Origin of the sequence: Vibrio sp. 10N.286.52.F8, assembly GCF_041468745.1 — a bacterium.
GTDB lineage: Bacteria > Pseudomonadota > Gammaproteobacteria > Enterobacterales > Vibrionaceae > Vibrio > Vibrio crassostreae_C.
This window is the reverse complement of sequence record NZ_JBFRJF010000015.1, coordinates 55,457-76,214: the sequence shown is the minus strand read 5'-3', so window position 1 is coordinate 76,214 and position 20,758 is coordinate 55,457. Positions and strand designations below refer to the sequence as shown.

Below are 20,758 nucleotides of genomic sequence, written 5' to 3'. Positions count from 1 at the left end.
TTCTTTGAGTGGACTACTTCTTTCAAAAAGTAACGAAAAAAGCAGTCGCAATATTAAAAACGTCAGATCTACGAGCTAAGTGGTAAGAACATATTGTCCTTAAGCGACCTTAGTGATCTTAACTGGACACTTCTTGTAATCCGTCTGTTTAGACAGAGGATCCGTTGCATCCAAGATCAACTTGTTGATCAGAATTCTTGCATCAAAGAATGGTACGAATACCAAGCCTTGTGGTGGACGGTTACGACCACGAGTTTCAACACGAACGCGTACTTCACCACGTTTGTTTTCGATAAGAACTTCATCACCACGGCGAAGACCACGAGCTTTAGCATCAGCAGGGTGGATGTAACAAAGTGCATCCGGTACTGCTTTGTAAAGTTCTGGTACACGACGAGTCATAGTACCTGTGTGCCAGTGCTCAAGAACACGACCTGTACATAGCCACATATCGTATTCATCGTTTGGTACTTCAGGTGGCGCTTCGTATGGTGCATTGATGATCAGTGCTTTACCATCTGGTTTGCCGTAGAAGTCCCAATCAGAACCTTTCTTAGCATATGGATCTGAACCTTCTTTAAAGCGCCATAGTGTCTCTTTACCGTCAACAACAGGCCAACGTAGACCACGAACTTGGTGGTAGCGATCGTATGGTGCTAAATCGTGACCGTGGCCGCGACCAAAGGCTGCGTATTCTTCGAATAGACCTTTTTGAACGTAGAAACCTTGAGCTTGTGCATCGTCGTTAAGCTCTTGAGCTTCAGACAGTGGGAATGCATCAACGTTGCCGTTTTTGTAAAGCACGTCGTACATGGTTTTGCCACGGTACTCAGGCATTTTCGCAACCAGTTCTTCACCCCAAACTTCTTCAATAGTGAAGCGCTTAGAGAATTCCATGATTTGCCATAGGTCAGACTTAGCTTCACCTACAGTTTTCACTTGTTGGTACCATGCTTGTGTACGACGCTCTGCGTTACCGTAAGCGCCTTCTTTCTCAATCCACATTGCTGTTGGAAGGATGAGGTCAGCCGCTTGAGCTGTTGCCGTTGGGTACGGGTCAGAACATACAATGAAGTTATCTGGGTTACGGTAACCTGGCAGACGTTCAGTGTTGATGTTTGGACCCGCTTGCATGTTGTTGTTACACATTACCCAGTAAGCGTTGATTTTACCGTCTTTCAACATACGGTCTTGAAGAACAGCGTGAGCGCCGGGTACCGGTGGAATGGTGCCTTCTGGAAGTTTCCAGATATCTTCTGCAATTTTACGGTGTTTAGGGTTAGCAACCACCATATCGGCAGGTAAACGGTGAGCGAATGTACCAACTTCACGCGCTGTACCACACGCTGACGGTTGGCCAGTTAGTGAGAATGGGCTGTTACCTGGAGTAGAAATCTTACCTGTAAGAAGGTGGATGTTGTACACAAGGCTGTTCATCCATACGCCACGAGTATGTTGGTTCATACCCATAGTCCAAAGTGACATTACTTTGATGTTTGGATCGGCATATTGCTTAGCCAGCTTGATAAGGTCTTCTTGAGATACACCTGACATTTCAGACGCTTTCTCAACTGTGTATTCAGCAACAGACGCTTTGTAGTCTTCGAAAGAGATAGCAGTCATTTCGCCTGAGTTAGGGTTTGCGGCTGCTTTCTGTAGTGGATCATCGTCACGCAGACCGTAACCGATGTCTGTCGTTGCTTGCTTGAAGTTCGTGTGCTTGTTCACGAAGTCCCAGTTAACGGCATCGTTTTGAATGATGTAGTTAGCAATGAAGTTAGCAATTGCTAGATCTGATTGAGGTTCGAAGATGTAACCCGTGTCTGCAAGCTCGAAAGAACGGTGGTAGTAAGTAGACAGTACGTTTACTTTAACGTGTGGGTGGCTTAGACGACGGTCTGTAATACGAGTCCATAGTACTGGGTGCATTTCTGCCATGTTTGAACCCCACAGTACGAATGCGTCTGCGTGTTCAAAGTCATCGTAACAACCCATTGGCTCATCAATACCGAAAGTGCGCATGAAGCCTACTACAGCAGAAGCCATACAGTGACGAGCGTTTGGATCTATGTTGTTTGAACGGAAACCCGCTTTCATCATCTTAACGGCTGCGTAGCCTTCCATTACTGTCCATTGGCCTGAACCGAACATACCAACACCTGTTGGACCGTTCTTCTTCAGTGAAGCTTTCCATTTCTCAGCCATCACGTCGAACGCTTTGTCCCAAGATACGGGTGCGAAATCACCATCTTTATGGAACTCACCGTCTTTCATGCGAAGTAGAGGAGTCTCAAGACGGTCTTTACCGTACATGATTTTTGAAAGGAAGTAGCCTTTAATACAGTTAAGGCCTTTGTTTACAGGAGCTTCTGGATCGCCTTGAGTCGCAACCACTTTACCGTTTTGAGTACCTACTAGTACTGAACAGCCCGTACCACAAAAACGACAAGGCGCTTTATCCCACGTGATTTTTGTTTGATCAGAGCTAGCAATCAGGTTGGTTGCTGTTGCCGGTAGAGTTACACCTGCAACGGCTGCCGCTGATGCAGCTGCGTTTGCTTTCACAAACGCACGTCTTGTCATTTTCATACTTCACCCTCAAGTTGAGAATTGTTGCTTCCAGTTTCTAAATCCGTTTCGTCGAGTCCAGTTTCGATTTGGTGATAAACCAAAGCTGTCCCCAAAACGTTCTTAATGTTGTTTATTGATTCGATGGTGTCCGTTACAAAACCTTGGTTTTCAGTTTCTAGGACCACGATGATTTTGCCTTCAGGGCTATCTCCGTAGATTTCAGCGTTATCGAATTGCTCGATCTCCGCTTTGATCTCATTTAGATGCTCAGGGCTCACATGCACGACTAAACTTGATATATGCACTTCATTTAGTGCCATAAATTGCTCTCGTTATTTTTGTTTTATGCATTACTCACAAGAATAGCCGAAGTAGGGCAAATTGCTACGCAGGCGCCACAACCGCTACACTCATCTAACTTGATTTTTGGTAGAGCAACACTGCCTGCTCTAAGTTGAAATTGAATGGCCATAGGTTCACACATGTCACCACAGCTTCGGCATTCAACATTTTGTTGCGCTAAACACTTATCAGAGATTTGTGCTTTTGCTTGCCAAGGCTCTCCTTGCTTTGGCTTAAAAATGGGTTCGGGACAAACATCTGCACATTGATAGCAGAACGTACACTCATCAATAGAGAAATCTACAGTGGGAAAACCACCATCGCCTACAATGATTATCTTAGTCTCACAACTCTCGATGCATTTACCGCAGCGAGTACAGTCATCTGTAAAGCTTTCTAGGCTGTCAATCCAAGGCAAACGAATCTGGCTTGAGTCAACTTTTCGTCTAGAAAAAAGACGGCGTTTTGATAGATCTACCACTAGATACCTATAGATGTTACTAAGATGTTGTAATTGTAGGTCATTATTCTATTAATATCTTGTAATGAGTCCTCACAAGTAGTGTAGTTTTAGAAACAATTGTATAAATACCCCCTAAGGGCTAATTGGGGGCATATATTGTCTTAGATCAATAAATTACGGAGCGAGTGATCACATATTGAATGGAGCTATGATTTTTGATGTGTGACAATACGATATCGCTGGCAAGTCATTTATCAATAGGAAGGCACTTTTGCTTATAAAACCGGTTTCATCTGTAACAAGTACGATAGCAAAATCTTTGCTCTCTATACTGCTGTTGTCGGTTGCTACGACTGGCTTTGCCATCTTTACTTTGGCTTCAAGTTTGAATGATGCGGAAGCGGTTAACGTGGCCGGTTCAATGCGAATGCAAAGCTACCGTTTAGCCCATGATATTCAAATAGAATCTGTCGATTATGAATCTCATATTCGTGAATTCGAAAGTTCTCTTTACTCGCCATCCATGACCAATTTGGTCAGTTGGAATGTTCCGACAGACATCACAGAAGATTACTATTTAATTATCGGCCGTTGGCATGAGCTAAAACAGGTCTTGAATAGCGAAGAGCGCGATCACTACTTGGTGTTGGTTGAAAACTTCGTGGCTGAAATCGATGGATTTGTTTTTAAACTGCAAGAATTCTCAGAAGACAAATTGATTAAACTGGCGTGGGCTGGTGGTATCGGTTTGGGCGGAATTCTCGTCATATCTCTTTTTGTTGTTCATTTTGTACGTAAACAGGTTGTTAAACCGCTACATGCTCTTGTCGGTGCGAGCCAAAGAATCAAAAACAGCGACTTCGAGGTAGAACTCAAGGTGACCAGTAACAACGAAATGGGCATTTTGACCAAAACCTTCAACTCGATGGCCAAAGATTTAGGCGTGCTTTATCGAAACCTTGAAGATGTGGTGGATGCAAAGACGATTGAGCTGCAAAATGCGAACCAGTCGCTGCAGGCACTTTATAACTCGTCACAAGAGCTCACGGTGACGCGTATTGCTCCTGAAAACTTCCGAGCTATCTTGCAGCATCTCGTGAGCTTGGAAGGGATTGGATCACTGAGGCTCGAGATTGTCGATAACTCAGGCCGTTCATTGATTATGGATGAAGGTTACGATTCGAATTTAGACTACGAAAAGTTTGAGATGAAACTCGACGATAACGAACTTATTCTCGGCTATTTATACTGTTCATATCACCACGGGCACTCAACTAAAGCTCTGATCGAAAGCTTCATTCAACTGCTATCGAGAGCGATCTACTACAATCGTGCTCAAAAGAAAGCTGAACAGCTTATTATCATGGAAGAGCGTGCCACGATTGCACGTGAACTCCACGATTCATTGGCTCAATCACTGTCGTACTTGAAAATTCAAGTTACACTATTAAAGCGTGTGATTGGCAAACTGCCAGAGCAACAGCACCGAGAGCAATCTGAACAAATCGCGTCTGAGATCGGAAACGGCTTAGCCGACGCTTATACCCAGTTAAGAGAGCTACTCACCACATTTAGGTTGACCATTAAAGAGGGCAACTTTGGAGACGCCTTAAGTACCATGCTTGAGGCGCTCAGCGAGAGAACCGATGCGAAGATTAACCTCACTAATAATCTCTCATCGATCGAGCTTGATGCGCATAGTCAGGTTCACTTGCTTCAATTGATTCGTGAAGCAACAATAAATGCAATAAAACACGCCAATGCCGACTTGATAGATGTATGCTGTATCGATGAGGACGGTGAAGTATTAGTCGTGATAAAAGATAATGGAGATGGCTTTGACTCAAGTAGTTCCAAGGTGAACCACTACGGGATGAGCATTATGCAGGAGCGTGCGGCAAGACTGAATGGCGACTTGACGATTGAAGCGGCGCAAGGTGAAGGCTGTACAGTCATATTGAAATATAAAAGTTTGAAGGAAGTTAAAGTTGACGATTTGTAAAGTAATGCTGGTTGATGATCATCCATTGATGCGCAGAGGTATAAGCCAATTACTGAGCTTTGAAGACGAATTCGAAGTGATTGCAGAAGCAAGTAACGGCACTGAAGCGGTTGCTCTTGCTCATGAAGAAGAACCTGATTTGATCCTTTTGGATCTCAATATGAAGGGCATGTCTGGTTTAGATACCTTGAAAGCACTTCGCACTGACGGTTCTAGCGCAAACATTGTTATTCTAACGGTTTCTGATAGCCCTGCAGACATTGAAGCGATTGTAAAAGCAGGCGCTGATGGCTACTTGTTGAAAGACACTGAACCCGATGAGTTAATTGAACTGCTTAAGCAAGCACACAGCGGTGACAAGGCTTACAGCAGTGTGGTTGCTCGTTACCTAAATGATGCTGGAAGCCGCAATGATATCTTCGAACAACTGACTGAACGTGAAATGCAGATCCTTCAAGAAGTCGCGAAAGGTTACCGTAATAAGCAGATCGCCGATCACCTGTTTATTTCTGAATCGACAGTTAAGGTACATATGAAAAGCTTGTTGAAAAAGCTGCAAGTGCCTTCCCGTACCGCTGCAACGGTTCTGTATCTAGAACGCTATGGTGAAATGAAGTAGGGCTTGTTCCTTTGAGATAACACTATTTCAAGCCTGACTGTTTATACATTTTGTACATGTCTCGATAGTTTTAACGATGTTGAGAAAGTGACATTAAAAAAGGCGCTGAACTTATTAAGTTCAGCGCCTTTTTGTTTACGCATTTTATATTCAGTATTGGTGTTCGTTTGTTCTTCGTTCTTTGAGATTAGAAACTTAAGGCTTACGCCGACATTGGAACCAATACAAGCGTACCGAAGATAACCGTAATAAGACCACAGATTACGGGTACAGACGTACGTTTTACGACTTCAAATGGGCTGATTTTACCCATACCAGAAGTCGCTACGATTACGCCAGATACTGGTGAAATTGTACGACCTAGGTTCGATGCTTGAAGCATTGGGATGATTAGGAACGCTGGGTTCAAGCCCATTTTCGCCGCTAATGATGGAGCCAGTTCTACGAATGCATAGAAAGGTGCATTACCTGAACCTGTCGCAATTGCCGCAGCAACCGTTAGACCTGTGAGGATAAGCATCAATGCGATGCCGCCTGCGCCTGCAGATTCGGCAAGACCGATTAGGTTATCAATTGCACCGATAGACATTAGACCTTGAGCAAATACGCCCGCCGCAACCAACAGCATTACCACGCCTTTGAACGCGTCAGCCATGCCTTGGTAGCAAGAGTCTAGATCTTCTAGTGTTTTCTCGCCGTCAAACTTCTTAACAACGTAATCGATAACTGCGCCTACGAAGATAGAACCTACCACAATAGTGTAGATATCAAGTGAAAGCCCTGGAATCGTACGACCGTTGAATAGGAAAACGCCGATGATAGGTAGGAATGGAAGTGCAGCGTAGAAAGCCGGCGCCGTTGTTTCGATTTCAGAAACGTCTACTTTTTCCATTGGTGTGTTTTCTTTCTTATCTAGGTATTTGTTCCAGAAGAAAGCCGCACCCGCCATCACGATGATCGCACAGATAGAAACAGGCAGTACCGTTTGAACAGCAAACACATCAAGAGACATGCCTGATTTTTCTGCCGCGATAACCACATCACCAGACGTTGGTGAAAGAATGATGGCTGCAGGTGACGCACAAACTGCAACTGCCGCTGGGCGAGAAATACCCATTGCCGTCATCATTGGGAATAGGGTTGCCATCAATAGCACACCAAGACCCGTTGCAGAACTTACTGCTAGAGACATCAGACACGCTACGATGTAAGCCGCAACAAGAAGTACATAGGGAGATTTGATCGCAGCAAGCGGTTTAGAGAACTGTTTCACTACCACGTTGTTAGCACCAATGTGCGTCATGTAAGAAGCAAAACCACAAAGAAGCATGATTTGCATGCCTAGGCCGCCCCCGCGGTACTGAAGCATGTATTTAACAAATTCTAGTGAGTCGGTAACCATGTTACCTGTTGAAGCTACCTTAGCTGGTAAGACTGTGTGACCAATAAGGCCGGTGATAAGAAGTAGGGCAAGGCCAGCAGTTAGTAATACACCCGCCGCTTTATAGCCTTTTACAATAAAGTAACCAACAGCAATAGTAATCACTAATCCGATCAAGAGCTCTAACATAGAAATCTCCACAAAGTTTAAAAAATATAAGAAAGTGTTTCAGAATATGACAATGAATGTACAGAAAACTGCACTGTGGCACGAGGCATAGTTGAGGTTGATATGATCTAAGACAAACATTTTTTTCGATGTTAATTGTGGTTGTAAATCGTGAATAACTACTGTTGTTTAGATGTTAATAAACAAATTTTGTGGCTTGTTAGAATATAACTTGGATCACCTTTGGTTGTTCTATTTGCATATGGTGGTGTTATTTTATAAATCGCGAGTATTTTTTGTACTTTGGAAGGAAACGTGTAACGAAGTGGGTATTTATCGGAGTAAAGAGGTGAGAATCTTAGCTTTTAAGCTTACTTACATTTAAAGATTACTTATGTTTAACGCCTACTTACTTCCCATAAGTAAGCGCTAAAACACAAGTTATAATAAGGCGATTCTTCAGCTTCTTCGTTTAACTCAGAACCTTCATTTAATACGACTTCGTCCTCGAGTACCACTTCTTCAACTTCTTCTGCGAATAGGGGCATAGAGAAAGCGATTAGAACTAAAGGTAGCTTTGGTAGGAATCGTGTGTATGAAATTGTATTTGCTAATGGGTGCGATGTTCGTGAGATAGTGTGTTTCGACATAATGGTTTTGTATATAAAGTGATTTAACACGACGAACTAAGTGTTAGTCTGATGAGTAGACAGTGATCGAATCGAACCGTTGGCATTGTCGGCGCAGGTTCCATCGCAATCGACTCCCAATTCATTTTTGGGGTCGGAATGGTATGCACGGATTGGATTAAGTGGAGGTGCTGATTGAATAAGCTCACTTCACTTACAGCGTCCTCAAGTTGTTTGGTATTCATCTACATTCCTGTCGACTGTTGTTCTTGTAATTTGGCGCTTAGTTTATGGTCAAAGCGCCAGAACAGTATTTAAATGAATGTGAATGATCTTTCGTGAGGTTACTTGATATTGGTTTAGGAATATTTGGGTAGGAAAGTTGGTTTTATGATTGAGTTAACAGCATAGAAACACAGAGAACAAGGCGCTCTCTGTGTTGGTCATTTTGCTATTATCGAAACTCGCTGATGAGCATTATCTCTGGCGTCTTGCGACCAAAGTGAATCGGTAATCGTTAGACGTGAAGTAGTTGCGGCTGTATTCAAATACAGTGTTATTGGCGAGGTAACCGCGAGTACGTTTTTCAATGATAGGCTGAGCTGGGTCAATACCTAACTGTTTAGCAACGTCTTCAGGCGGAAGAATCGGTACCAATTCCTGCTCACTTCGATCAATCACCATGCCTTTGGTGTTCTCAATAAAGTCGTATTTTGATGTCTGCATCACTTGATAGGTGAGATCTGGGAATAGAGCAACAGGTAACCAAGTTTCTTCAACCGTGATTGGATTGTTGTCTATGAAACGAACACGTTTTACGTAGAAAACCAATTCGCCTTCTTTGATATCTAAATGTTCAGACATCGCCAAAGAACACGGCTTCATTTCGAAGGCCAGAACTTCACTGTGTGTAACCACATCCAAATGCGCCCACTTTTCTTGAAAGCTCGACTGTTTGTAGATGTCGTAATTGATCTTGTTCTCTTTTACGTAAGTGCCGCTGCCTTGAACGCTTTCAAGCTCATCGTTTTCGATCAGTAGTTTCAGTGCTTGCCTAACCGTTACGCGGCTTACCGAGAATACTTCACGCAATTGCGCTTCCGTTGGGAGTGCTTCTCCAACTTTATATTCTCCAGAACTGATCTTTTCTCTTATTGCATCGGCGATTTGGCGATACATAGGGAGTCTTGCCATTTTTGCCTCATTTGTGCGCTAGGACAACTAGACTTTGATTAACAACCTGTACCTTAAATACGTAAATTTGCTCTATATAAGCTTTGCTTTAAAGGTTAGTGTGAGCATCGTATCGGCGTTTTGTAGTACATATAATACAAATTAAACGATACATAACAAGCTTTCTTAAAGGATTTACCAATACAGTTTTAAATACAAATTAAATACAAATATGTATTGGTGAGATCGTGATCACGGATTAAATGTCTTGAGGTTGTATTATTCATCTCGTCGACAGGGACGACTGTCGTACTAATCTGTGACTATGGGACAAAGGTTATGAAACTTACTACTCTAACGAATAAGTCGCTCGTAAATCTGCAAACTACGTTTAGCAGTCGAGAAGAAGCGATTTACGCACTTGCTGACCAACTGAATCAGCAAGGCAAACTGCACAACAAACAAGAGTATCTTGATGCAGTATTTGCTCGTGAAGAGCAAGGCCCGACAGCGCTTGGCGAAGGCCTAGCAGTACCGCACGGCAAGACTGACGCGGTTAAAGAAGCTGGTTTCGCTGTTGCAACATTGAAAGAAGACATGAAATGGAAAGGCCTAGATGAAGACGAAGATGTGAATCTTATCTTCCTAATTGCCATCCCAAATGCAGAAGCGGGTTCTACCCACATGCACCTGCTGACCGAACTGACAACCACATTGGTTGATGACGATGTTCGTGAAGCAGTATTAAAAGCAACAACCGCTGAAGAAATCTTTGCGCTTCTTGATAGCGACAATCAACAAGAAGAAAAACAAGACAACTTAGATACAAATGCGCCGGCAATTGTATGTGTTACTGCTTGCCCAGCAGGCATTGCTCACACCTATATGGCGGCTGAGTACCTAGAAAAAGCGGGAAAAAAGCTTGGCTACAAGGTTCATGTTGAAAAGCAGGGCGCAAACGGTATTGAAGATCGCTTAACTGCGGAACAACTTAACAATGCTGTGGCGTGTGTTTTTGCTGCTGAAGTTGCGATTAAAGAATCTGAGCGCTTTAACGGCATTCCTCGTGTTGAAACACCAGTTGCAGAACCGATTAAACACGGTGAGCGCATTCTTAATGAAGCGATTGAAGAGTCGAAAAAAGGTAATGGTGCAGAACGCACAGTGGCTACTGACAACAAGCCTAAAAAGTTGCCATTGAAAACTGAGCTTAAACAAGCACTGCTTTCTGGTATTTCTTACGCAGTTCCTCTGATCGTTGCTGGTGGTACTGTTCTTGCGGTTGCTGTTCTTATCGCACAAATTTTTGACCTGCAAGATCTTTACGCAACAAAAGATTCTTGGCTATGGATGTATCGCAAACTAGGTGGCGGCCTACTGGGTACATTGATGGTGCCAGTACTGGCGGCTTACACAGCTTATTCACTAGCAGACAAGCCCGCACTTGGCCCTGGTTTTGCCGCAGGTATTGCAGCAAACATCATTGGCTCTGGTTTCCTAGGCGGTGTTGTTGGTGGTTTGATTGCTGGTTATGTGATGCGTTGGGTAAAAGAGCATGTTCGCTTAGGTCCTGCGTTTAACGGATTCCTTACTTTCTACCTTTACCCTGTGATTGGTACTTTGGTAGCGGGTAGCTTGATGCTATTTGTTATCGGTAAACCGGTAGCGTTCCTAAACCAAGGTCTAACGGATTGGTTGAACGGTATGTCAGGCACCAATGCGCTGTTATTGGGTGCGATTCTTGGTCTGTTTGTATCATTCGACCTAGGTGGTCCGGTAAACAAAGCTGCTTACGCATTCTGTTTAGGTGCAATGGCAAACGGTGTTTATGGTCCTTACGCAATCTTTGGCTCAGTAAAAATGGTATCGGCGTTCACGGTAACGGCTTCTACCATGATTGCTCCACGCTTATTCAAAGACTTTGAGATTGAAACCGGTAAATCTACATGGCTACTTGGTCTTGCGGGTATTACTGAAGGTGCAATCCCAATGGCGATTGAAGATCCAATCCGTGTAATCGGCTCATTCTTACTAGGCTCTGTAGTAACAGGTGCAATGGTGGGTGCGGCAGGTATTGGTCTATCCACTCCGGGCGCAGGTATCTTCTCTATCTTCTTGTTACACGATTCTGGTTTGGGCGCATTCTCTGCTGCTGCAATCTGGTTCGGTGCTGCGATTGTCGGCACAGTGATTTCAACCATTACTCTTCTGATGTGGCGTGGTCACGCTGTAAAAAAGGGTAAGTTTGAAGCAAGTACTGCAACACAGAACTAACTGAATTTTGAGTTAGCTCCTAACTCACTGCGAAATCAATATATAAAAAATAACAAACAACTGGCTGTCCTAAATACCTGTGCTCCTAACGGTTTTATTCACACAGATTCTGGGCGTGGTTTTCTGCACCCTAAATTTAGTGGCAGCCAATTTTAACCCCTTGAAAAAATTTAATTTAGTCGTATTTGGGTTCGAACTTTAGTTTTACTCGAAGCGACACATTTAGGTAAATGATTATGACTACATCACGCGTACACATTACTCCTCACATGCACTGGGATCGTGAATGGTATTTCACAACAGAAGAGTCTCGTATTCTTCTTGTGAACAACATGGAAGAAATCATGAACCGTCTGGAAAGCGATCCAGAATACAAATACTACGTTCTAGATGGTCAAACCGCCGTTCTAGAAGATTACTTTGCAATAAAACCAGAAAACACAGAACGCGTAAAAGCATTGGTTGAAGCGGGCAAGCTTATTATTGGCCCTTGGTATTCTCAAACCGACACAATGCAAGTTTCTGGTGAGTCAATTGTACGTAACATGATGTATGGCATTCGTGACTGCATGAAGTTTGGCGATGCAATGAAGATTGGTTACCTACCAGATTCATTCAGCATGAGCTCGCAGCTGCCGATGATCTACAACGGTTTCGACATCACGCGTGCAATGTTCTGGCGTGGTTGTTCAGAGCGTCATGGCACCAACAAAACAGAATTCTTATGGCAGTCTAATGACGGCAGTGAAGTGACGGCACAAGTGCTTCCGCTAGGTTACGCGATTGGTAAATACCTTCCACAAGACGAAGAAGGCTTGCGTGCTCGTTTAGATAAGTACTTCCCAGTGCTAGAAAAGCCATCGGTGACTAAAGATATCTTGCTACCGAACGGCCACGACCAAATGCCGATTCAAAAAGACATCTTTGAAGTAATGGACAAGCTTCGCGAAATCTACCCAGATCGTGAATTCTCAATGAGCCGTTACGAAGAAGTGTTCGAGAAAGTAGAAGCGGCGCGCGACCAACTCGACACAATTAAAGGCGAGTTCAACGACGGTAAATACATGCGTGTTCACCGTACGATCTCTTCTACGCGTATGGACATCAAACTGATCCACGCAGAAATCGAAAACAAGATTGTAAACATCTTAGAACCGCTAGCGTCTATCGCTTGGACATTAGGTTTTGAATACCACCACGGTTTGATTGAGAAAATGTGGAAAGAGAGCATGAAGAACCACGCTCATGACTCTATTGGTTGCTGTTGTTCAGACAAGGTACACGCTGAAATCTTAAACCGTTACATCCTTGCTGACGACATGGCGACCAACCTGATTCACTTCTACAAGCGTAAGATTGTTGACCACATGCCAGATCGCGAAGGTTGCGACAAACTGGCGATGTTCAACCTTTCTCCATACGAGCGTGAAGAAGTGGTTAACACCACTATCACTATCCGTGCTCAAGAGTTCTCTATCTTTGATGAAAACGAAAACCTAGTTGAGTACTTCATCCAAGACAAGCGCCAAATTGACCCGGGTAAAGTAGACCGTCAAATCGTTCACTACGGTAACTACGACCCGTTCATGGAGTTTGATATTCAAATCAAACGCATTGTGCCAGCGATGGGCTTCACCACGTTACACATCCAAGGTAACGAGAAGGGTGCAGTAAAAGTTGCAGAACAAAAAGACTACTTACTAGAGAACGAGTACTACCGAATCAATGTAAACGACAACGGTACTCTGACTATTTTCGATAAAGAGACAGAGCAAGTATTCGACCAAGTACTTCGTTTGGAAGACGGTTCTGATGACGGTGATGAGTACGATTACTCTCCATCTCGTCAAGAATGGTTACTGTACTCAGATGAATTCCCGGTAGAAACATCAATTGCCCACCAAGGCTTCCAATCGGTAGCGAACATCGCTTTCCGAATGAACGTACCTGCAAACCTTGCAGAGCGTGAAGAACGCACGGGTCAAAACGGATTCGTTGAAGCGCAATGCCAAGTGGTATTGAAGCAAGGTTCTCGCCGCATCGAAGTACGCATGGAGCTAGACAACCAAGCCGACGACCACCGTGTACGTGTGCTAGTACCAACGCCATTCGTTTCTGAAACTGTGGTTGCAGATAACCAGTTCGGTTGTATTACTCGACCAACCAATGACCCTGCTATGGCGGTTTGGGAAGAAGAAAAGTGGAAAGAAGCACCAGTTCCTGTGTATCAGTTAATGAACTTTGCAGCGTTAGAAAACGGCAAAGCGGGTATGGCGATCATGTCGAATGGTCTGCGTGAATTTGAAGTGATTGCATCCCAAGGTGGCGAGAATAGAGATACCTTCGCACTGACACTATTCCGCGGTATTGGCGTATTAGGCAAAGAAGAGCTATTGCTTCGTCCGGGCCGTCCATCAGGCATCAAGATCCCGACCCCTGATTCGCAAGTGCGCGGTAAGTTAGTGTGTGAATTCACGTTGTGCGGTTTCTCTGGTAACCATATTGACGCGAACATCATGGCGCAAGCACGTGACAATGTCACTCAAATCGAATGCTACAACAAGATCCCTTACAACGCGATGAAGCTCAACGTGGGTGAGCAGAACCTACCTATGAGTTTTAGCCTTCTGTCTAAGCAACAATCAGGCGCGGTGTTGAGTGTGCTGAAGAAAGCGGAAGACGAAGATGCACTGATCATGCGTGTCTACAACCCGGCAGAATCGGGTTCAGTATCGGATTCAATCTCTTTTACTCAAGCGGTTTTAAGCTGGAAAGAGACAAGCATGGACGAGCGCGTACGCGAAGGTGATGTAGCATCTGAAGAGTTCGGCCAGATAGCACCTTGCCAAGCAAAAACATTCCAAATCAAATTCTAATTTCGATAACCCGCTCACCTTGGTGGGCGGGAATGGTGAACGACAATGAAAATTGTAATTGCCCCTGATTCATTTAAAGAATCACTCGACGCTCATCAAGTTGCGTCTTGCATTGAGCGTGGATTTGCCGATGTTTTCCCTTACGCAGAGTTTGTGAAAATGCCACTCGCCGATGGCGGAGAAGGCACGGTAGACGTGTTGCTAGAGGCGCTCAATGGTAAGAAGCAACGGCTGCACACGACGGATCCAATCGGGCGTGAATGTACGGCTTATTGGGCTTCGTTGGAACAGACTGTTGATGGCGCCAACGTAAAAACTGCCTTGGTGGAATTTGCTCAAGCATCGGGTTTAGACCTATTAACCGTAGAAGAAAGAGCACCGTTAACCGCATCTTCGTTTGGTACTGGGCTATTGATCAAAGATGCACTAGATCAAGGTGTTGAACAAATCATTATTGGTTTGGGCGGCAGCGCAACCAATGATGCAGGTGCTGGCATCTTACAAGCGTTGGGAGGCAAGTTATTAGACAAGCAAGGCAACGAGCTATCTGGTGGCGGCGCCGAATTAAGCCGGTTAGCAAGCATCGATCTTGAAGGACTGCACCCTAGATGCAAAGAAGTGACGTTCGTGGTCGCGTGTGATGTGAATAATCCATTATGTGGCGAAAGCGGAGCCAGTACTGTGTTTGGTCCGCAAAAAGGCGCATCAAAAGCTCAAGTTGAACAACTTGATACTGCGATCGGGCACTTTGCCGATATCGCTCAAGCACATACGGGTACTAATCATCGCGACACAGCTGGATTTGGTGCTGCTGGTGGTACACCTCTGGGGTTAAGTCTTGCATTCAATATCCAAATTAAAGCGGGTATTGAGATGGTATTAGATGCCTTGGATGCAGATAAGGTTCTTGAAGGTGCTTCACTGGTCGTGACCGGAGAGGGGCAGATGGACAACCAAACCCTGCAAGGTAAAACACCTTTCGGCATCGCTCAGCGAGCTCAAAAGTTGAGTATTCCAACCATTGGAATTGCGGGCTCTTTGGGGCAAGACGTTGAAAAACTTTACGGCTCAATGTCTAGCTTATTTGGAACCGTACGTTCACCTCAGTCTTTAGACCAAGTTTTATCAGAAGCGAATCAAAACCTGACTCGCACTGCCCGTAATATCGCCGCCACGCTCAAGCTTGGTAGCCAGATTTTTAATGAGAAGTAATTATGTCTCTATTTAAACTCGACAACGTTATTCAAAACTACGCATGGGGAAGCAAAGACTCCATTAACCAATTGTTTGGTATTGTGAACCCAAACCAGGAACCTCAAGCAGAAATTTGGATGGGTGCTCATCCAAATGGTTGTTCAAAGGTAGGCGATACCGGTGAATCGCTTTCTCACATGATTGATGAAAACAAAATCGATGTCTTAGGCGGATACACGGCGGCTCGTTTCGGTGAATTGCCTTTCTTGTTTAAGGTGTTGGCCGCTGAAACACCGTTATCGATTCAGGTTCACCCGAACAAGCGAAAATCAGAATTAGGTTTTGAGCGTGAGAATGCACTTGGTATCCCTTTGAATGCGTCTAATCGCAACTACAAAGATCCAAACCATAAACCTGAGTTGGTTTATGCGTTGACCTTCTACAAAGCGATGAATGGCTTTCGTCCAATCGACGACATTATTGCCTTGTTCGAAGAAGCGGATATTCCTTCGTTAGCGATTGAGCTTAATGTACTAAAAGCCAATGCCGACAGTGATTCTTTGAAGTCGTTCTTTAGCGCCATTATGTCTCTTGAAGGTGACCGCAAAGCGTCTGCGCTTAATGAGCTTTATGCTGCACATGCGCGACCAGCCAAAACGGTCATGGGGCGTGAAGCTCTTCAATACAGCATCGAATTCAAACAGCATTATCCAGGTGATATTGGCTTATTTGCGCCATTAATGCTTAACACGGTTGAGCTGGCGCCCGGTGAAGCGATGTTCCTGTTCGCAGAAACCCCACATGCTTATGTTCAAGGTACGGGTTTAGAGATTATGGCAAACTCAGACAATGTGCTGCGTGCCGGTCTCACTCCCAAATATATCGATGTCCCTGAGCTTATCGACAACACAATCTTTGAGCCGATTAAGCCAGAAGATATCCGCCTTAAGCCTGTATTGAAAGAGGGCAAGATGAGTTATCCGATTCCAGTGGATGACTTTGGCTTTGATATCTTGTCTGCGACTGATGAGAGCAAGTCACAGTATCTACGTAGCGCGGAGATCTTGTTCTGTGTGGAAGGAGAGGCGACCGTCACTTCAGAAGGGCGGTCAGTTTCTCTTAAGCCCGGAGAATCGGTCTTTGTAAGCAGTAATTCAAGTGTTTACCAATATCAAGGGAATGGCATTTTGGCTCGTGCTTTTAACTAGTGCCCCCGTGCTAGCGATCAGCAAAAGAAATGTCAGAGTGCCACTGTAAAGAGGCACTCAATATTGGATTGATGGTTGTTACCTATCTGTCTTTGACAGTCATGATTATTGACCATACCCGCTACTCTGGCGGGTTTTTTCATTATTAGAATGAGCAGATATAAGCGTGTAGAAACGAAAAACCCTGCGATCAGAGCAGGGTTTTCTATTGAATCAGTACTGAGTGATTGGTTAGGCAATGTGCGTCATTTTATTAAGCACAAAGGTTTCGATACAATCTTCAGTCGCAGCCATGTACTCGGCGATGTGTTGGCTCGCTAAGTGCTTCTCGAGATGAGTTTCAGACTCCCAGTTCTCATGAAAAACGAAGTGAGCAGGGTTACTGTTATCTTGGTGCAGATCGTAATTTATACAACCATCTTCAACACGGGTTTTATCGATCAATTTAATCATCTCTGATTTAACTAACTCAATCTTATCCTCTTTAGAGACGATTGTTGCAATAATAGTTAGCTTGCTTGCTCATTCTTTATTCCTCGGAGTTCCACTCAATAAGTGCAACTAATATAAGTATAAATTCAGATTGAAAAAAGAGTTCTGAATTCCAATAACTATGGTTCTTGGAATCCACAATTCAAGTTGAGAGCCTAGAGCTGGTGGCGAGTAGGTTACGCTCATAAAAAAGCCCTCATAGCAATATGAGGGCTTTTGAATAAGGATCAAACTGTGTTGTTACTGGGGTGTTAAGCGTACTGTTTTACCTTAAGCGTATTGCTCAACCGTCATTGCCCAATTTTTCTTCTGCTGTTCAAAATTCATTTTGATTTGTTGGTAACGAACCTTAAGTACTGAGTGTTCGTACTTTTTCACAACGTCTTCGCGTTTACTTTCAATTAGCTGCTTTTTAACTTCGTAGTATTCGTTCATGTTTGATACAAGCGCATCGAACTCTTGTTGAAGCTTTTCCGCGATTTGTTGCTTATCGGCACGGTGCATGATTTTTTGTTGCGTGCGCTTTAATAACATTGATGCTTCTGCCTTTTCAATACGAGCTTGTGGTGTTTTCTTAAGCTTGCTTGCTAAGCCCATCAAAGAAGCACTCTTAATCAACCATTTTGTTGGATCGTATTGCCACCAGTAGATGCCGTTACGGTAGTCGTTCTCAAAGATGTGGTGGAAGTTGTGGTAGCCTTCGCCAAAAGTGAGTACCGCTAGCACACCGTTGTCACGCGCTGTATTTTTGTCGGTAAAAGGTTGGCTACCCCAGATGTGAGCAAGAGAGTTAATGAAGAATGTGGTGTGGTGGTTGAGGACCAAACGAACTGCACCCACAATTAACAACATGCCAAGCACGTCACCGTAAATTACACCTAATGCGATTGGAACACCGAAGTTCATAAGTAGTGCCAATAAAACGTAATGCTTGTGCTGCCACATAACAATCTTATCTTTTTTCAGGTCGCGACAATTTTCGTAATCTGTGTACATTGCAGTGTTGTAATTACGAATCATCCAGCCTATGTGCGAATACCAAAATCCACGCTTTGCTGAGTATGGGTCTTTGTCGTTGTTATCGACATGCTTGTGGTGCACACGGTGATCAGAAGACCAGTGTAGCGCGCTGTTTTGTAGAGCAAATGCGCCACCTAATGCAAATAGAAATCTTAGGCTTGAATGCGCTTCAAATGCTTTGTGTGACCATAAGCGGTGATAACCCGTCGTGATAGAAAGGTTACAGAACGTAAAACAGATCGCTAGCCATATCCAGTGCTCCATACCATAGCCAAAAAAGTAGCCATAAACGGGAGCCGCGACAACAGCTAACAGCATGCTAAAAGAGAATACAAAAATATTGAGCCAGATTAGTGGTGGCTTTTTTGTTGATGGTTTTTCGGCACTATTCATTAGTAAATTTCCATTGAGCTTACATCTGTTCGCTAGAATATCAGCGTACACGTGTAAGTCAATATTGAAAGTGTAAACGTGTATTAGTATGTTTTGCTTAAATATTGTATAAAGGTAGTGTGAAATGTAGTAGCAAGTCATAAATGGAAGTACTAAGGGCTAATAAATGGAAATTAAGGTAGCTGAATATAAAGATTATGAGCGGATTGCCCAATTACACGCGGATAGCTGGAAGCTATATTACCGTGGCATTCTTGCTGATGATTACCTAGAAAATGATGTTTTGGAGGACAGATCTGTTATTTGGCAGACTCGTTTGATTAATCCTCCTTTCAACCAACATGTTTTATTGCTTGAAGAAGGCGGTTTACTGGTTGGTTTCGTCTGCGCGTTTGGTAATCACAACTTTGAACGTGGTACGTTCATTGATGCGTTACACGTAGACAATAATTACCACGGTCGTGGTGTTGGCAAGCGTCTATTGTCTGAATTGTCAAAGTGGTTGCAGCAATACTATTCTGATTCGGGGCTTTACCTAGAGGTGATGTCTGAGAACCACCAAGCGATTGCTTTTTATCAGGCGATTGGTGGCAAAGAAGAACTAGAGCAAGTTTGGAACGCACCATGTGGCAGCCAAGTGAATGAAAAAGTGATTTCTTGGAGCTCTCCCGTTGAACTTGAACAGAAAACAGCGAGCGTTGTGTATTCTTAGTCGATTCTTGTTGAATACTGTTTTTTTGCTGAGTAGCAGGTTCTTAACGAAGCTATTTTAAAGCAGAAGAACAAAGACAAAAGCCCCGAGTATTAAGTTGCTCGGGGCTTTTTTGATTGAATTAGTGGTCGTTTTAATGATTCGCAAAGATGCGTGAAATATTGGGCGATTAATCACACCATGTGATCTTATTCCTACCGCCTTTTTTCGAAATGTAGAGTGCTTGGTCAGCGTCGTCGATAAGCTGCTCGACAGAACCAAGGGCTTGAGGGGCATGTTTCACACCGATTGAAATTGTTACTTCTAATCTAAGGCGAGTAGGGGATTCTAAAAGGGCATTAACCAGCGATTCAATTGAAGCCTCGGTTTCTCCTTGGACCAGCACCAAAAACTCTTCACCGCCGTATCGAAAGCAGTTACTGCTAGTCGGTAGTCGTTTTTGAATCTCATCGGCCAGTTCTTTAATCACCATGTCACCCATTTGATGGCCGTAGGTGTCGTTAATCGATTTGAAATGATCAATATCTATCATGAGCGATGTAATGGATCGCTGACGGTCTATGCTCGGTTCTATCACCTGATGAAGATAAAGGCGGTTGTAGCAGCCCGTTAGTGCGTCTTGATAGGAAAGGGCCTCGAACATATTAGATTGCTTGCGAAGCTGAATCGCTTGTTTGCGGAGTTGCTCGGATTGAGCGAAACGTTTGTGTACTTCCAGGTCACGTCTAACACAGGCCGCTGAGATTAGGATGTAAGCCGAGATATAAACGGAAATTGTTTCTATTTCATGCTCTGGCTCCGCTTCATAAAGCAGTGGCGCAAGGCCGATGAGATAAGCCAAAAAGATAAACGACAGCGTAGATATACTGTATCTGGCTGACAATCTTGAAAACGTACCAATGTAGATCATCACTAAAATGATGCCACCTTGGTAATCGAAGTTGTTCAGCTCGATGGCTAGTCGACCGACATAGACCAAGAAAAGTGAGCTAATTACAAGGAAGGCACTTTCTACGAGTTCCAAAACGTTGGGTTTGTTTGTAATACAGTATCTGGCGGCGGCCATCATCAATAAAAAAAGTATGACTCGGAAAATGATAGGCGTAATGCACTCGCTACCAAAGTGGATGTAGTCGGTGACGATAAAAGCACAGAATATTGAGATAGGGATGTAGATGAAATTTATGTACGGCAAATAAATTTCATTATCGAAATAGGTTTTAAATCTTTGATTCTTGAAC

At 43.8% G+C, this 20,758-nt stretch carries 17 protein-coding genes; 7 read left to right on the top strand and 10 right to left on the bottom strand.

Annotated features, from left to right (window positions below; translation table 11 throughout):
- Positions 1–99 precede the first annotated feature (99 nt).
- Genes napA through napF form a run of 3 tightly spaced genes read right to left on the bottom strand, consistent with a single transcriptional unit; the run spans position 100 to position 3,394 of the window.
- On the bottom strand, positions 100–2,589 hold the full coding sequence (gene napA, locus AB4133_RS09340; protein ID WP_102393131.1) for a periplasmic nitrate reductase subunit alpha: 2,490 nt from the start codon (positions 2,587–2,589) through the stop codon (positions 100–102).
- Positions 2,586–2,891, bottom strand: coding sequence for a chaperone NapD (locus AB4133_RS09335; RefSeq protein ID WP_372224263.1), 306 nt, complete (start codon positions 2,889–2,891; stop codon positions 2,586–2,588). The genes napA and AB4133_RS09335 overlap by 4 nt, the downstream gene beginning before the upstream one ends.
- Positions 2,892–2,914: 23 nt before the next feature.
- On the bottom strand, positions 2,915–3,394 hold the full coding sequence (gene napF / locus AB4133_RS09330; protein WP_017067052.1) for a ferredoxin-type protein NapF: 480 nt from the start codon (positions 3,392–3,394) through the stop codon (positions 2,915–2,917).
- Positions 3,395–3,647: 253 nt separating this feature from the next.
- On the opposite strand from napF, the gene narQ reads away from it, so the two are divergent.
- Both narQ and AB4133_RS09320 read left to right on the top strand, forming a co-directional pair.
- Positions 3,648–5,378: a nitrate/nitrite two-component system sensor histidine kinase NarQ gene (gene narQ, locus AB4133_RS09325; protein WP_372118135.1), complete on the top strand. Its 1,731-nt coding sequence runs from the start codon at positions 3,648–3,650 to the stop codon at positions 5,376–5,378.
- Entirely contained in the window at positions 5,365–5,997 is a 633-nt protein-coding gene (locus AB4133_RS09320; protein ID WP_017062609.1) for a response regulator, read from the top strand. Before narQ ends, AB4133_RS09320 begins: the two co-directional genes overlap by 14 nt.
- Before the next feature lie 202 nt (positions 5,998–6,199).
- Here AB4133_RS09320 and dcuC read toward each other — a convergent pair whose 3' ends face one another.
- From dcuC to AB4133_RS09300, 4 genes are all read right to left on the bottom strand, one after another.
- The gene (gene dcuC, locus AB4133_RS09315) at positions 6,200–7,567 is read right to left on the bottom strand and encodes an anaerobic C4-dicarboxylate transporter DcuC (RefSeq protein WP_017062608.1); all 1,368 of its coding nucleotides are present in this window, start codon (positions 7,565–7,567) and stop codon (positions 6,200–6,202) included.
- Between the two features lie 377 nt (positions 7,568–7,944).
- The gene (locus AB4133_RS09310; RefSeq protein WP_133151380.1) at positions 7,945–8,196 is read right to left on the bottom strand and encodes a hypothetical protein; all 252 of its coding nucleotides are present in this window, start codon (positions 8,194–8,196) and stop codon (positions 7,945–7,947) included.
- A 23-nt stretch (positions 8,197–8,219) separates the two neighbouring features.
- Positions 8,220–8,420 carry a hypothetical protein gene (locus AB4133_RS09305; protein WP_080582262.1) on the bottom strand — a complete coding sequence of 67 codons (201 nt, stop codon included), beginning with the start codon at positions 8,418–8,420 and terminating at the stop codon, positions 8,220–8,222.
- Between the two features lie 232 nt (positions 8,421–8,652).
- Positions 8,653–9,369, bottom strand: a complete 717-nt coding sequence (locus AB4133_RS09300; RefSeq protein WP_009845448.1) for a GntR family transcriptional regulator — start codon at positions 9,367–9,369, stop codon at positions 8,653–8,655.
- 318 nt (positions 9,370–9,687) lie between these two features.
- On the opposite strand from AB4133_RS09300, the gene mngA reads away from it, so the two are divergent.
- The 4 genes from mngA to manA all read left to right on the top strand — a co-directional run bounded on the left by mngA (position 9,688) and on the right by manA (position 16,900).
- On the top strand, positions 9,688–11,622 hold the full coding sequence (gene mngA, locus AB4133_RS09295) for a PTS 2-O-a-mannosyl-D-glycerate transporter subunit IIABC (protein WP_372224262.1): 1,935 nt from the start codon (positions 9,688–9,690) through the stop codon (positions 11,620–11,622).
- A gap of 236 nt (positions 11,623–11,858) precedes the next feature.
- Positions 11,859–14,498, top strand: coding sequence for a mannosylglycerate hydrolase (mngB, locus tag AB4133_RS09290; RefSeq protein ID WP_372224261.1), 2,640 nt, complete (start codon positions 11,859–11,861; stop codon positions 14,496–14,498).
- A gap of 45 nt (positions 14,499–14,543) precedes the next feature.
- Positions 14,544–15,710: a glycerate kinase gene (locus AB4133_RS09285; RefSeq protein ID WP_102320779.1), complete on the top strand. Its 1,167-nt coding sequence runs from the start codon at positions 14,544–14,546 to the stop codon at positions 15,708–15,710.
- Positions 15,711–15,712: 2 nt separating this feature from the next.
- Positions 15,713–16,900, top strand: a complete 1,188-nt coding sequence (manA, locus tag AB4133_RS09280; RefSeq protein WP_017070588.1) for a mannose-6-phosphate isomerase, class I — start codon at positions 15,713–15,715, stop codon at positions 16,898–16,900.
- Between the two features lie 231 nt (positions 16,901–17,131).
- Here the strand turns inward: manA and AB4133_RS09275 are convergent, their stop codons facing one another.
- Positions 17,132–17,407, bottom strand: a complete 276-nt coding sequence (locus AB4133_RS09275) for a putative quinol monooxygenase (RefSeq protein WP_372224317.1) — start codon at positions 17,405–17,407, stop codon at positions 17,132–17,134.
- Between the two features lie 255 nt (positions 17,408–17,662).
- Complete coding sequence (locus tag AB4133_RS09270; protein ID WP_029222538.1) at positions 17,663–18,805, bottom strand: fatty acid desaturase; 1,143 nt, start codon at positions 18,803–18,805, stop codon at positions 17,663–17,665.
- A gap of 166 nt (positions 18,806–18,971) precedes the next feature.
- Between AB4133_RS09270 and AB4133_RS09265 the strand changes: the two genes are divergently transcribed.
- Positions 18,972–19,517 carry a GNAT family N-acetyltransferase gene (locus AB4133_RS09265; RefSeq protein WP_004731280.1) on the top strand — a complete coding sequence of 182 codons (546 nt, stop codon included), beginning with the start codon at positions 18,972–18,974 and terminating at the stop codon, positions 19,515–19,517.
- 169 nt (positions 19,518–19,686) lie between these two features.
- Here AB4133_RS09265 and AB4133_RS09260 read toward each other — a convergent pair whose 3' ends face one another.
- Entirely contained in the window at positions 19,687–20,712 is a 1,026-nt protein-coding gene (locus AB4133_RS09260) for a GGDEF domain-containing protein (RefSeq protein WP_017070587.1), read from the bottom strand.
- Positions 20,713–20,758: the final 46 nt, after the last annotated feature.